Source organism: Streptomyces luomodiensis (genome assembly GCF_031679605.1).
Lineage (GTDB): Bacteria > Actinomycetota > Actinomycetes > Streptomycetales > Streptomycetaceae > Streptomyces > Streptomyces luomodiensis.
In genome coordinates this window covers 4,252,368-4,265,765 of record NZ_CP117522.1, presented here as the reverse complement: position 1 = coordinate 4,265,765, position 13,398 = coordinate 4,252,368, and the positions used below count along the sequence as shown (strand labels likewise).

Annotated in this window: 13 protein-coding genes; 8 read left to right on the top strand and 5 right to left on the bottom strand. The window is 73.2% G+C overall.

The features are described from left to right. Window positions 1–327: 327 nt before the first annotated feature. Complete coding sequence (locus PS467_RS17875) at window positions 328–780, top strand: hypothetical protein (protein ID WP_311036127.1); 453 nt, start codon at window positions 328–330, stop codon at window positions 778–780. A 13-nt stretch (window positions 781–793) separates the two neighbouring features. Here the strand turns inward: PS467_RS17875 and PS467_RS17870 are convergent, their stop codons facing one another. The 4 genes from PS467_RS17870 to PS467_RS17855 form a co-directional block, all read right to left on the bottom strand. Next, complete coding sequence (locus PS467_RS17870) at window positions 794–1,408, bottom strand: Maf family protein (RefSeq protein ID WP_311036126.1); 615 nt, start codon at window positions 1,406–1,408, stop codon at window positions 794–796. A gap of 198 nt (window positions 1,409–1,606) precedes the next feature. Beyond that, window positions 1,607–1,738: a morphogenic membrane protein MmpB gene (gene mmpB / locus PS467_RS17865; RefSeq protein WP_311036125.1), complete on the bottom strand. Its 132-nt coding sequence runs from the start codon at window positions 1,736–1,738 to the stop codon at window positions 1,607–1,609. Between the two features lie 97 nt (window positions 1,739–1,835). Then, entirely contained in the window at window positions 1,836–2,042 is a 207-nt protein-coding gene (locus PS467_RS17860; RefSeq protein ID WP_268972567.1) for an acyl-CoA carboxylase epsilon subunit, read from the bottom strand. 15 nt (window positions 2,043–2,057) lie between these two features. Next, entirely contained in the window at window positions 2,058–3,653 is a 1,596-nt protein-coding gene (locus PS467_RS17855) for an acyl-CoA carboxylase subunit beta (RefSeq protein ID WP_268972566.1), read from the bottom strand. Window positions 3,654–3,868: 215 nt separating this feature from the next. Between PS467_RS17855 and PS467_RS17850 the strand changes: the two genes are divergently transcribed. The 6 genes from PS467_RS17850 (at window position 3,869) to hutH (ending at window position 12,360) form a co-directional block, all read left to right on the top strand. After that, window positions 3,869–4,756: a biotin--[acetyl-CoA-carboxylase] ligase gene (locus tag PS467_RS17850; protein WP_311036124.1), complete on the top strand. Its 888-nt coding sequence runs from the start codon at window positions 3,869–3,871 to the stop codon at window positions 4,754–4,756. Window positions 4,757–4,902: 146 nt separating this feature from the next. Further along, a complete protein-coding gene (locus PS467_RS17845; RefSeq protein ID WP_311036123.1) occupies window positions 4,903–6,075 on the top strand; it encodes an adenylate/guanylate cyclase domain-containing protein in 1,173 nt (390 codons plus the stop codon). 393 nt (window positions 6,076–6,468) lie between these two features. After that, the gene (locus tag PS467_RS17840; RefSeq protein ID WP_311036122.1) at window positions 6,469–7,770 is read left to right on the top strand and encodes a cytochrome P450; all 1,302 of its coding nucleotides are present in this window, start codon (window positions 6,469–6,471) and stop codon (window positions 7,768–7,770) included. 147 nt (window positions 7,771–7,917) lie between these two features. Continuing rightward, window positions 7,918–8,712: an enoyl-CoA hydratase/isomerase family protein gene (locus PS467_RS17835; RefSeq protein WP_311036121.1), complete on the top strand. Its 795-nt coding sequence runs from the start codon at window positions 7,918–7,920 to the stop codon at window positions 8,710–8,712. Window positions 8,713–8,937: 225 nt separating this feature from the next. Further along, entirely contained in the window at window positions 8,938–10,062 is a 1,125-nt protein-coding gene (locus PS467_RS17830; protein ID WP_311039890.1) for a GGDEF domain-containing protein, read from the top strand. Window positions 10,063–10,815: 753 nt separating this feature from the next. After that, complete coding sequence (gene hutH, locus PS467_RS17825) at window positions 10,816–12,360, top strand: histidine ammonia-lyase (RefSeq protein ID WP_311036120.1); 1,545 nt, start codon at window positions 10,816–10,818, stop codon at window positions 12,358–12,360. A 220-nt stretch (window positions 12,361–12,580) separates the two neighbouring features. Here hutH and PS467_RS17820 read toward each other — a convergent pair whose 3' ends face one another. Next, on the bottom strand, window positions 12,581–12,883 hold the full coding sequence (locus PS467_RS17820) for a hypothetical protein (protein WP_311036119.1): 303 nt from the start codon (window positions 12,881–12,883) through the stop codon (window positions 12,581–12,583). A gap of 100 nt (window positions 12,884–12,983) precedes the next feature. Between PS467_RS17820 and PS467_RS17815 the strand changes: the two genes are divergently transcribed. Beyond that, window positions 12,984–13,319 carry a hypothetical protein gene (locus PS467_RS17815; protein WP_268972559.1) on the top strand — a complete coding sequence of 112 codons (336 nt, stop codon included), beginning with the start codon at window positions 12,984–12,986 and terminating at the stop codon, window positions 13,317–13,319. Window positions 13,320–13,398 lie beyond the last annotated feature (79 nt).

Here is a 13,398-nt window from a genome sequence, read left to right as displayed (position 1 = left end):
AAACAAGCCGAGTTTAGGTACAGGCGACACCTCGCGCCGAGAAGACTCCTGGCGTGAGCTTGACCACACGGAGTGTGAACCTCGCCTTGGGCGAGCGGCCGAATCCCCCGTCGCTCCACGGTACGCCCGGTTTTCGGGCCTGCGGCACGGTCCGCGATGTGGGCAAGGTCTCTGGCCCGCCGTGCTGCGGCGCTTCACGATTCTTTGTGGAAACCCTACGAACGAGGAACGGAAACTTTGCCGCGGTGTTCTGCTCGTCCGCACCTCTTGTCGCGGCGCTTACCCGTTAGTAGCGTGCTTCGGCACCGACGGAGTGAGGGGGACGCGGTGGCGCGCAGACCAGTGGCCGCGGTGGCGGCTGTGACGCTGATGCTCGAAGCGGTCGGCATAGCGCTGCTGAACTGGATCCTCGGCCTGGTCGTGGACCGTCAGCAGATGTCCATGGGCGGCCTCGACACCGACGCGATGTCCATCGGCGCCTGGGTCGCGGGCGGCCTCTTCGGCCTCTATCTGCTGGTGTGCGGGGTGGTGCTGCTGCGCACCGCCGTGCGCGACCGGGCCCCCGGCCGGCTCGCCCGCATTCTGCTCATCACCTGTGCGGTGGTGCACGGGCTGTTGGGGGCGTTCGCGGTCGGCCTGGTGGGCTGGTTGGCGTTCGGGTGGCTGATGGTGGTGCTGGGGCTGATCGTGCTGAGCCTGCTGGGATACGAGCCGGAGCGGCCCGCCGAGCCCACCGCCGAGGCGGCGGGCGGCGGCCACGACGCCCCGAGCCCCGCGTGAGCGACGCTTCGGGTCAGTGGGCCTCGTCGCTCCAGAGGTCGGTGATCCGCACGTCCAGTTCGGCCAGCAGCCGGCGGAACAGCGGCAGGGACAGCCCGATCACGTTTCCGGCGTCGCCCTCGATGCCGTCGATGAACGGCGCCGAACGGCCGTCGAGCGTGAAGGCGCCCGCCACGTGCAGCGGTTCGCCGCTGGCGACGTACGCCGCGATCTCGTCGTCCGTCGGCTCACCGAAGCGGACGGTGGTGGACGCGGTGGCCGAGGTGCGGCGGCCGTCCGCCGTGTCGATCACGCAGTGCCCGGTGCGCAGCACCCCGGCCCGGCCGCGCATCGACTTCCAGCGGGCGGTGGCCTCCTCGGCGTCCGCCGGTTTGCCGAGCGCCTGACCGTCGAGCTCCAGCACCGAGTCGCAGCCGATGACGAGGGCTCCGGCCGCCTCGGGGAGTGCGGCCACGGCGGTGGCCTTGGCCTCGGCCAGGACCCGGGCCAGCTCGGCGGGCGTCTCGGCGCTGAGCGCGTCCTCGTCCACCCCGCTGACGATCACCTCCGGCGCCAGTCCGGCCTGCTTCAGCAGCCCGAGCCGGGCGGGTGAGGCGGAGGCGAGGATGAGAGTGCGCTGCGCAGTCATGCGCACCAGGGTAAGCCGGGCCCCCGCGGGCGTCTCAGGGCTCTGCCCCGAACCCGGTCGCCCCCCAGGCGGGGGCAGGGGTTCGGCGCGGCTTGGTCCCTCGTCCCGTGGGGCCCGCCCCGGCACCGGGGCCGGCTTCGCAGCCGGGTTACGTCTCGGCGTTCGGCCCGGATGAAGGCCGGCTGCTCCGGCCCGGCCTCATCGCCACATGCTGAGCAGGCACATCGCGAGCATCACGGAGACGGTCAGGACGGTGCGGGCCCGGCGGAGCATGGCCTCGGCCCGCCGCAGTTCCTCGGGCGGCTCATCGGGCGGCTCGGACCACAGCATGCTGTCGATCCTGAGGCCAGTGGCGCCGGGGCGCCTGAGTACGGGTACTCAGGCGCCCCGGCGCGAAGCACTGGCGGTCGTGCGGTGGGTGGCCGGCTCAGGCGGGCCAGTAGGTGGTGCGCCACGCCATGGGACCCGGGTGCGGCACCCGGTGGCTGGGGACGGTTCGGGCCGGATCGGACCACTCCTCCGGAGCGTCCTCGTTCTGCGCGGCGGCCGTGGCGGCCGCCGCGCGTGCTTGCACCACCGCCAGTGCGGCGGCCAACTCCTCGGGGGTCGGGTTGCCCCGGACAATCCGGATCATGGAAACAGCCCTTCGCTAGAGGGGGATGTTGCCGTGCTTCTTCGGGGGCAGCGCCTCGCGCTTGTTCCGCAGGGTCCGCAGGCCGCGGACGATGTGGCGGCGGGTCTCGGAGGGCATGATCACAGCATCCACATACCCCCGCTCGGCCGCGATATACGGATTCAGCAGGGTGTCCTCGTAGTCCGCGATCAGCTCGGCGCGGGTGGCCTCCGGGTCGTCGGCGGCGGCGATGGTGCGCCGGTGGAGGATGTTGACCGCGCCCTGGGCGCCCATGACCGCGATCTGCGCGGTCGGCCAGGCCAGGTTGAGGTCGGCGCCCAGGTGCTTGGAGCCCATCACGTCGTAGGCGCCGCCGAACGCCTTGCGGGTGATGACGGTGATCAGCGGGACGGTGGCCTCCGCGTAGGCGAAGATCAGCTTGGCGCCGCGCCGGATGATGCCGTTGTACTCCTGGTCGGTGCCGGGCAGGAAGCCGGGCACGTCCACGAAGGTCAGGACGGGCACGTTGAACGCGTCGCAGGTGCGCACGAAGCGGGCGGCCTTCTCGGAGGCGTCGATGTCCAGACAGCCGGCGAACTGGAGTGGCTGGTTGGCCACGATGCCCACCGGGCGGCCCTCGACCCGGCCGAAGCCGGTGAGGATGTTGGGCGCGAAGAGCGCCTGCGTCTCCAGGAACTCGTTGTCGTCCAGGACGTGCTCGATGGCCTTGTGCATGTCGTACGGCTGGTTCGCCGAGTCCGGGATGAGCGTGTCCATCTCCCGGTCCTCGTCCGAGACCTCCAGTTCGGCCTCGTCGGGGAAGGCCGGGGGCTCGGAGAGGTTGTTGGACGGGAGGTAGGACAGCAGTGCCTTGACGTACTCGATGCCGTCCTTCTCGTCGCCGGCCATGTAGTGCGCGACACCGGAGGTGGTGTTGTGCGTCCGGGCGCCGCCCAGTGCCTCGAAGCCGACGTCCTCACCGGTGACGGTCTTGATCACGTCGGGTCCGGTGATGAACATGTGCGAGGTCTGGTCGACCATCACCGTGAAGTCGGTGATCGCCGGGGAGTAGACCGCACCGCCCGCGCACGGGCCCACGACCAGGCTGATCTGCGGAATCACCCCGGAGGCATGGGTGTTGCGGCGGAAGATCTCGCCGTACATGCCGAGGGAGACCACGCCCTCCTGGATGCGGGCGCCACCGGAGTCGTTGATGCCGATGACCGGGCAGCCGGTCTTCAGCGCGAAGTCCATGACCTTGATGATCTTCTCGCCGAACACCTCCCCGAGCGCCCCGCCGAAGACCGTGAAGTCCTGGGAGAAGACGGCCACCGGGCGGCCGTCGACCGTGCCGTAGCCGGTGACGACCCCGTCTCCGTACGGGCGGTTCCGCTCGATGCCGAAGTTGGTCGAGCGGTGCCGGGCGAACTCGTCGAGCTCGGTGAAGGACCCCTCGTCCAGGAGGAGGTCGATGCGCTCGCGTGCGGTCAGCTTGCCCTTGGCGTGCTGCTTCTCCACCGCGCGCGCGGACCCGGCGTGGGTCGCTTCTTGGATGCGGCGCTCCAGGTCCGCGAGCTTCCCCGCGGTGGTGTGACGGTCTGGAATCTCGGGGGCGATCTCCGGCTCGGCCATCGGGATGCGGCTCCTGCTCGTCCTGGGGGTGGATACGGCGGACTTCTTCAGGTGGAGGGTGGAAAGGTAATCAGACGGGACCTATGGGAGTTATGGGGGCTTCGGGCTGCTTGGCGGCTGTTGCGCTGGCTGGGCTACCGGCACGTAGCGTATCTGCGGCACCGCTTGGTGGCACTGCGTCGTTGGCCACACCTCCTGACCCTAGGCTGGCCCCCATGACGCCTTCTGACACCTCGGGCAGCCCCGGTGACGCGCACAACCGCTGGTCCGACCTGGAGCGGCCACCGCTGAGCGCCGCCGCGCTGCGCCGGGGGCTGGTGCGTCCCGGCGGGCTGTGGACCGAGCTCGAGGTGGTGCGGCTGACCGGCTCGACCAATACGGATCTGGTCGCCCAGGCCAAGGCGGGGGCCCCCGAGGGCACGGTGCTCATCGCCGAGGAGCAGACCGCCGGGCGCGGCCGGCTCGACCGCGCCTGGACGGCCCCGGCCCGGTCCGGGCTCTTCTTCTCCATCCTGCTACGGCCCGGCGCGGCCGGTGTGCCCACGGAGCGCTGGGGCTGGCTGCCGCTGCTCGCCGGGGTCGCCGGCGCCGGGGCGCTCAGCCGGACGGCGGGCGTGGACACCGCGCTGAAGTGGCCGAACGACCTGCTGCTGACGGTCGGGGGCGAGGAGCGGAAGTTCGGCGGCATCCTCGCCGAGCGGGCCGGGGACGCGGTGGTCATCGGTATGGGGCTGAACATCTCGCTGCGCGCGGAGGAACTGCCCGTGCCCACCGCCGGGTCGCTGGCCCTGGCCGGCGCGGTCTCCACCGACCGCGATCCGCTGCTGCGGGCCGTGCTGCGCTCGATCGCGGAGTGGTACGGGGAGTGGTGCCGCTTCGAGGGCGACCCCGGGCCGTGCGGTCTCCAGGAGACGTACGCGGCGGGCTGCGCGACCCTCGGGCGTCAGGTGCGCGCCGAGCTTCCGGGCGGCCGGGAGCGGATCGGCGAGGCGGTCGCGATCGACGGCGACGGACGGCTGGTCCTGGCCACCGAGGGCGGGGTCCAGGAGCCGGTCTCCGCCGGTGACATCGTGCACCTACGCTCCGTACCGAGGGGGGATTGACCCCGGCGGTACAGAGTGAGCTACGGCACACCTGACGTATCGTGGTCGCGGTCGGTCCAGCTCGGGGCGGCCGTGGGCGAGCTCGGAACCGGGCCGGAAAGAGGGAACGGAAGGGCAGTGCGCAGGGATCGGACAGGGGGCGGGCGGTGACCGCCGACGACGCGGGTTCCGGCACGGCCGAGGGGCGCGAGGCGCTGGACGCCACCGCGCCGGACGCCGCCGTACGGGACACCGGGGCGCGGGAGCGCGCTGCCGCGGAGGCCCCCGAGGACGAGCCGGACCCCATCGCGCTCCGGCTGGAGCAGCTGATCCTCGGCGCCGAGCGGCGCTACACCCCGTTCCAGGCCGCCCGCAGCGCGGGTGTCTCGGTCGAGCTGGCCACCCGCTTCTGGCGGGCCATGGGCTTCGCCGACATCGGCCAGGCCAAGGCGCTCACCGAGGCCGACGTCCTGGCGCTGCGCCGGCTGTCCGGTCTGGTCGAGGCCGGGCTGCTGAGCGAGCCGATGGCCATCCAGGTGGCGCGGTCCACCGGCCAGACCACCGCCCGGCTCGCCGACTGGCAGATGGACTCGTTCCTGGAGGGGCTCACCGAGCCGCAGGAGACCGGGATGAGCCGTACCGAGATCGCGTATCCGCTGGTCGAGCTGTTGCTGCCGGAGCTGGAGGAGTTCCTGGTCTATGTCTACCGGCGCCAGCTCGCGGCCGCGACCGGCCGGGTGGTGCAGGCCGCGGACGACGTGGAGATGGTGAACCGGCGGCTGGCGGTCGGCTTCGCGGACCTGGTGAGCTTCACCCGGCTGACCCGGCGGCTGGAGGAGGAGGAGCTCGGCGAGCTGGTCGAGGCGTTCGAGACCACGGCCGCCGACCTGGTGGCCGCGCACGGCGGCCGGCTGATCAAGACACTGGGCGACGAGGTGCTCTACGCGGCCGATGACGCGGGCATCGCCGCCGAGATCGGGCTGCGCCTGATCGAGACGCTGACGCATGACGAGACGATGCCCGAGCTGCGGGTCGGGATCGCGTTCGGCACCGTCACGACGCGGATGGGCGATGTCTTCGGGACGACGGTGAACCTGGCCAGCCGGCTGACGTCCATAGCGCCCAAGAACGCGGTCCTGGTGGACGGCGCGTTCGCGGAGGAGCTGGGCCGCACCGGGGACGCCCCGGTGTCGGAGGCGGAGGCCGCCGAGGCGGCCGCGGCGGCCGAGAAGGAGGGCGAGGAGCCGCCGTCGTACCGGTTCGCGCTCCAGCCGATGTGGCAGCGGCCGGTGCGTGGGCTGGGGGTCGTGGAGCCGTGGCTGCTGAGCCGTCGCGCATGACCCGGGGGGCCGGATTCGTTCCGGTGGCCCGATTCTGATCGTTGGGGGCCGGCGTCCGGATCGTTTCGGTGGCGCTGTCCGGATGGCTGAAGTGGGCGCGTCGGCGGCACCCGTTGGGCTAGCCTACCTCCGCAAGATCCACTCGGTGGATCCCAGGTCCTGTCGTCGAAGTAGCACCGTCCGCGTCCGCCCGCGGGGTGGACCCGGCGGTGTCCAGGAGCCCGTGTGACCCAGCTTTACGATTCGAGTGCTCAGCATCCGGGCGCCTTACCTCCGCCGGGCTGTCCCGCCCACGCGGGGGCCGGTGCCGAACCGCTTCACGCGCCCGAGTTCGGAAGAGATCCCTTCGCGGTCTACCGGCGCCTGCGCGAGGCCCACGGTCCGCTGGCACCGGTGGAGCTGGACCATGGCGTCCCGGCCATGTTGTGCGTGGGATACGAGGCGGCGCTGGAGATCATGCGGCGCCCCGAGACCTTCTCCAAGGACCCCCGCCACTGGCGCGCCAGGAACGAGGGCGTGCTGTCCGGGACCAGCTTCGCCACGCAGGTCTTCAGGCCCCGGCCGCAGGCCGACTTCGTGGACGGCGAGGAGCACCGGCGGCTGCGCGGCGCCATCGAGGACAGCACCGGCCGGATCGACTCCGACGCGCTGCGGACCTATGTGGAGCGCATCGCCGACTCGCTGATCGACCAGTTCTGCGGGGCGGGCGAGGCCGAGCTGATCGGGTCGTACTGCGCGCTGGTCCCGGTGCTCGTGACCGGTCAGCTCTTCGGCTGCCCGCAGGAGATCATGGACCGGCTGTTGCGGGGCGTGGCGGTGTTCATCGACGGTTCGGATCCCTCCGGCGGGGACCGGGACGCCGCTGAGGCGCTGCGCGATCTGGTCGACCTCAAGCGGCGCGAGCCGGGCGCCGACATCACGTCCTGGCTGATCGCCCATCCGGCGCGGCTGACCGACGAGGAGCTGGTCGACCAGCTTCTGCTGCTGATCGGGATGCAGACCGGGGTGGTGCCCGGTCTGATCGGCAACGCCTTGCGGGTGCTGCTCACCGACGAGCGGTTCTCCGGGGACCTCATGGGCGGCAGCATGGTCGTCGAGGACGCCCTGGACGAGGTGCTGTGGACCGATCCGCCGCTGGCCAACACCACGCCCTACTTCCCGGTGCACGACACCAACCTCGCCGGGAAGCGGCTGCGCGCGGGTGACGCCGTGCTGATCAGCCTGGCGGCGACCAACCGGGACGCCCTGCTGAGGTCCCCGCACAAGCAGGGCAACCGGGCCCATCTGGCGTTCGGCGCGGGCCCCCACGCGTGCCCCGGCCGGGGTACGGCCCGGCTGATCGCCTCCGTCGCGCTGGAGAGGCTGCTGGACCGCATCCCGGACCTCGCGCTGGCCGGGGAGCCGGAGGAGCTGGGGCAGCTGTCCGCGGTCTTCGTACGGGGTGTGATCGCCCTGCCGGTGCGGTTCGCCCCCGTCGGCAGGCAGGGGGGCCGGGGCGGGCCGCAGGGGATGGGGACCGAGCAGGGGGCGTCCCCGCAGCCGCCCGCCCCGTCGCTTCCGCTGCCGCCTCCCGCCTGGACGGGGGCCGCGGGTGAGCTCCGGCCCGGGGCGGACCCGGGGCAGCAGGGGGAGGGCCGGCCCAAGCAGCAGTCGGCCCTGCTGGGGTGGTTCAACTGGCGGCGGCGGTCCCACTAGGGCGTGCGAGCGGCGCCGTCCGCGCCCGGGGCCACCGCCCGGCGGTGGCCCCGGACCCGTCCGGGTGGGCATGAGGTTCCGGACACCCCGGGAAGCTGGAATGATCGCCGACGATGCGTTCACGGTCGTTAACCGGGAGGGTGCGGGATGAGTGAGCAGCGGTACGGGGAGTGGGTCGCGGTCCGGCGGGACGGCTTCGTGGCCGAGCTGGTGCTGGACCGGCCGAAGGCCATGAACGCCGTCTCCTCCGAGATGGCGCGCGGTATCGCGGCGGCCTGCGCGGCGCTGGCGGCGGACCGTGACGTCCGGGCCGTCGTGCTGACCTCGACCCATGAGCGGGCCTTCTGCGTCGGCGCGGACCTCAAGGAGCGCAACTCCCTCTCCGACGCCGAGATGCTGCGGCACCGGCCGGTCTCCCGCGCCGCCTACACCGGGGTGCTGGAGCTGCCGATGCCCGCGATCGCCGCCGTGCACGGCTATGCGCTGGGCGGCGGCTTCGAGCTGGCCCTGTCCTGTGACGTGATCGTCGCCGACCCCACCGCCGTGCTGGGGCTGCCCGAGGTGTCGGTGGGGGTGATCCCGGGTGGCGGCGGCACCCAGCTGCTGCCGCGCCGGGTGGGTGCCGCGCGCGCCGCCGAGCTGATCTTCTCCGCGCGCCGGGTGGCCGCCGGGGAGGCCCATGAACTGGGCCTGGTGGACCTGCTGGCGGCGGAGGGCGGGGCCCGGACCGAGGCGCTGGAGCTGGCCCGGCGGATCGCCGGCAACTCCCCGGTCGGCGTGCGGGCCGCCAAGAAGGCGCTGCGGCTGGGGCAGGGGCTGGATCTGCGGGCCGGCCTGGAGGTCGAGGACGCGGCGTGGCGGACGGTGGCCTTCTCCGGCGACCGCGCCGAGGGTGTCGCCGCCTTCAACGAGAAGCGTCCGCCGAACTGGCCGGGGGAGTGAAGCCCGGCCGGTTCCCCGGCCAGGCCCACGGGTGACCGCCCGCCCGGATACCCGGGGTGAACGGCCCGCAGCGGAATGTCCTCGACGTTCTTACGCTGGAGAGCAGAGCGGGAGTGTGCGTGCCGTGAGGAATGCGAGGCCGTCGTGACGGACAACGGGGACATCGGCGGACGGCCCGGCGGGGTCGACGGACGATTGCGGGCCGTCGTGGGGCTCGCCCAGGAGATGGCGGCCGCGCACACCCCGCAGGAGGCGGTGGGCGCGGCGGCCGAGGCCGCCCGCCGCGCCCTCGACGGCAGTTTCGCGGCGATCTCGCTGTGGGAGCGCGAGCGGGGGCGGCTGCGGGTCCTGGTCAACGTGGGCGAGCTGACGGCGGGCGAGGAGCCGCAGCCGCGGGACGAGTCGTATCCGGTGCACGACTTCCCGGAGATCGCCGAGTTCCTGCACGAGCGCTGGGCCGCGGGCGGGGAGCCGCACGCCTGGGTCGAGACCGCCGAGGGCGGCCCCCCCGGCTCGGCCCCCCACCGCGGCCGCCAGGGGGCGCCCCCCGCCGGTGGCTGGGGGAGGGTGGCCGCCCTCCGGCGGCGGGGCCGCGGCAGCTGCGTGGTGGCCCCGATCGTGCTGCACGGGCGGGCGTGGGGCGAGCTGTATGTGGCGCGGGCGATCGGGAGCCCCGTCTTCGACCGCGACGAAGCCGATTTCGCCACCGTGCTGGCCTCGGTGACCGCCGCCGGGCTGGCCCAGACCGAACGGCTGGAGGAGGCCCGCCGGCTCGCCTTCACCGATCCGCTGACCGGCCTCGGCAACCGCCGCGCGGTGGACATACGGCTGGACGAGGCGCTGGAGGCGTACCACGCGGACGGCACGGTGGTGAGCCTGGTGGTCTGCGACCTCAATGGCCTCAAGCGGGTCAACGACACCCTCGGACACGCGGTCGGCGACCGTCTGCTGGAACGATTCGGCTCCTTGCTCTCGCTGTGCGGCGCGATGCTGCCCGGGGCGCTGGTGGCCCGGCTGGGCGGCGACGAGTTCTGTCTGCTGGGGGTCGGCCCCCCGGCGGACGAGGTGGTCCGGGTGGCCGACGAACTGTGCCGCCGGGCCGCCGAGCTGGAGCTGGGCGAGGGCGTCGCCTGCGGGATCGCCTCCACCGGCGATCCGATCGGCCCCGTGTCGTCGGCCCGCCGCCTCTTCCGGCTGGCGGACGCGGCCCAGTACCGCGCCAAGGCCGCCCGCTCCCCCAAGCCGGTCGTGGCGGGCCGGGACGGCGGCCCCGAGGACCCGGTGATCCGGCTGGCCGACACCTCCCCCGCCCACCCCCCGGAGCGCCGCCGCTTCCGCGGCCGCCGGTGACGGACCGCCGCCTGTCGGTGACCGCTCGCCGCGACCGCCTGCCGGCGGCCGGCCGCCTTGATCGTCTGTTGGTGACCGGTGGCCGCCGGCGGGTGGCGGGCCGCGGTGGTCGCCGTCCGTGGCCGGTCGCTGTGGCCGTCTACCCCGTGACCGGTGGCCGCCGGCGGGTGGCGGGCTGCGGTGGTCGCCGTCCGTGGCCGGCCGTCGTGGCCGTCTACCCCGTGACCGGTGGCCGCCGGCGGGTGGCGGGCTGCGGTGGTCGCCGTCCGTGGCCGGTCGCTGTGGCCGCCTCCTTGTGACCGGTCGTCGTGGCCGCCTCCCGGCGACCGGTGGCCGCCTGCGGGCGGCCGGCCGCCGCGACCGCTTCCCTGTGATGGGCCGTGGTGGCCGCATCCGTGTGGTGGGTCGCCGTCTGTGGGTGGCGGGCTGCGGTGGCCGCTTCCGTCGGCCGCTTCCGCGGGACCGGCCGTGGTGGTCGTTTCCTCGTGGCAGGTCGCTGTCTGCTGGGTGGCGGGCTGTGGTGGCTGCCGTCGGTGACGGGCTGCGGCGGCCGCTTCCCTGTGACCGGCCGTCGCCTGCGGGTGACCGGCCGCCGCGACCGCGTCCCTGTGACGGGTCGCCACCTGCGGGTGGCGAGCCGTGGTGGCCGCCGCCGGTGACCGGCCGTGGTGGCCGCTTCTCCGCGACGGGTCGCCGTGGCGCTTCCCGGCGGCCGGGTGACAGGTGCGGATTCAGAATCTAGTGTTCCTGAATATGGATATGCACTCTGTGGTGGTGGGAACGTCCGGGACGACCGCCGACGATGTCATCGCCGTGGCGCGCGGCGCCGCGCGGGTCGAGGTCTCCTCGGCGGCGCTGGCGGCCGTCGCGGCGGCGCGGCAGGTGATCGACGACCTCGCGGCCAAGCCCGAGCCCGTCTACGGCGTCTCCACCGGTTTCGGCGCGCTGGCCGTGCGCCACATCAGTCCTGAGCTGCGCGCCCAGCTACAGCGCAACATCGTCCGCTCGCACGCCGCCGGCATGGGCGCTCGGGTCGAGCGCGAGGTGGTGCGGGCGCTGATGTTCCTGCGGCTGAAGACGCTCGCGTCCGGCCGCACCGGCGTCCGGCCCGTGGTGATCGAGACGATGGCCGCGCTGCTCAACGCGCAGATCACCCCCGTGGTCCACGAGTACGGCTCACTGGGCTGCTCCGGGGACCTGGCGCCGCTGTCCCACTGCGCGCTGGCCCTGATGGGCGAGGGCGAGGCCGAGGGGCCCGACGGGGTGGTGCGGCCGGCCGCCGAGCTGCTGGCCGAGCACGGGATCGAGCCGGTGGAGCTGCGCGAGAAGGAGGGGCTGGCGCTGCTCAACGGCACCGACGGGATGCTCGGCATGCTGATCATGGCCTGTGCCGATCTCGCCCGGCTGTTCACCGTCGCCGATGTGACCGCCGCCCTGTCGCTGGAGGCGCTGCTGGGCACCGACCGGGTGCTCGCGCCCGAGTTGCACGCCATCCGCCCCCATCCGGGGCAGGCCGCCAGCGCCGCGAACATGCTGCGGGTGCTGGAGGGTTCGGGGCTCACCGGGCACCACCAGGACGAGGCGCCGCGCGTCCAGGACGCGTACTCGGTCCGGTGCGCCCCCCAGGTCGCGGGCGCCGGCCGGGACACCCTCGCCCACGCCCGGCTGGTCGCGGACCGGGAACTGGCCGCCGCCGTGGACAACCCGGTGGTGCTGCCGGACGGTCGGGTGGAGTCCAACGGCAACTTCCACGGCGCGCCCGTGGCGTATGTCCTGGACTTCCTGGCCGTCGCGGCGGCCGACCTCGCCTCGATCGCCGAACGCCGCACCGACCGGCTGCTGGACAAGAACCGCTCCCACGGCCTGCCGCCCTTCCTGGCGGGTGACCCGGGCGTGGACTCGGGGCTGATGATCGCCCAGTACACCCAGGCGGCCCTGGTGAGCGAGATGAAGCGGCTGGCGGTGCCCGCCTCGGTCGACTCCATCCCGTCCTCCGCGATGCAGGAGGACCATGTCTCGATGGGCTGGTCGGCGGCGCGCAAGCTGCGCACCGCGGTGGACAACCTGACCCGCGTGCTGGCCGTCGAACTGGTCGCCGCCACCCGGGCCATCGAGCTGCGCACCGGGCTGGAGCCCGCACCCGCGAGCCGGGCGGTGCTGGCGGCGGCGCGCCGGGCGGGCGTCGGCGGGCCGGGGGAGGACCGCTATCTGGCGCCGGACCTGGCGGCGGCGGACGCGTTCGTACGATCCGGAAAGCTGATCGAGGCCGTGGAGTCGGTGACGGGCCACCTGGTCTGAGCGGCCGGGGCCAACTACGCCTCCCCGGGCGCCCCGTGAGGTCCTAGGGCGTGTTCCGAAAGTAGCGCCGTCCGCCCGGAGGGCGGGCCCCGCGGCGTCTGGTGCGTGTGATCGCAAGGCGGAGGGTCGTCCTCGTAGTGGGCCTACTCGGACGGTCCCGACAACGCGGCGAGCGCGCGTGCCAGGCGTCGCGGGGCAGGCGGGACTTTCGAAACACGCCCTAGTACGCCTCGGGGCGGGTGCGCCGCAGGGAGGCGGTCACCATCGCGACGCCCAGGCCCAGGAAGGCGGTGCCGCCGAAGAGGTACGGGGTGACGTCCACGCTTCCGGTGTCGGCCAGGTTCCCGTCGGGCACGGCCTCGGTGCTGGGCCCGGAGCCGGACGAGGGCGCGGTCTGTGCGGCCGCCGACGACGATCCCGGGTCCTCCGGCGTGGCGTTGGCGGACGGGACGAACCACAGGGCGCACAGCAGCGAACCGGCAGCGGCGGCGGTCAGCAGCGGTCGGCGTGCGGACAACGGCATCCTCCTTGAGGCTGCGGCAAATTGGCCCCGTGCGCCCGATCGTAGTGACAACTGCGGGTCGTGAGGAAGCGAGACCGCTCGGCCCCCTAACCTCCGTCGCATGACGAGTACCGAGACATCACGGTTTGTCCGGCTTCGTGTGGACCTCGTGGTGGAAATCACCGAACAGGACCGGCTGCGGCGCGCGGCGGACGAGCGCATCGACGGTGACGCCTCCATGGCCGAGGAGGAGCGGGGTCACGCACGCCTGATGGTGGAGTCGGACGAGGCGGAGGCGCTGGCCTATCTGGTCGATCCGTTTGAGCTGGTGGAGGACGTGCCGGGGGTCGAACTCGCCCAGGCGTCCTGGAGTACCGAGCACGTCGACTACGATCCTCGCGCCACCGAGTGGTCCGGGGCCTTCGAGGACCTGGACGACCTTGATGAGGACGAGTGATCCGGACGACCGGGGCAACCGAGCCGTGCGGATTCGGGTGTCGGCGGGTCTTAGGCTTGTCCGGTGTCTTTGCTGAGTG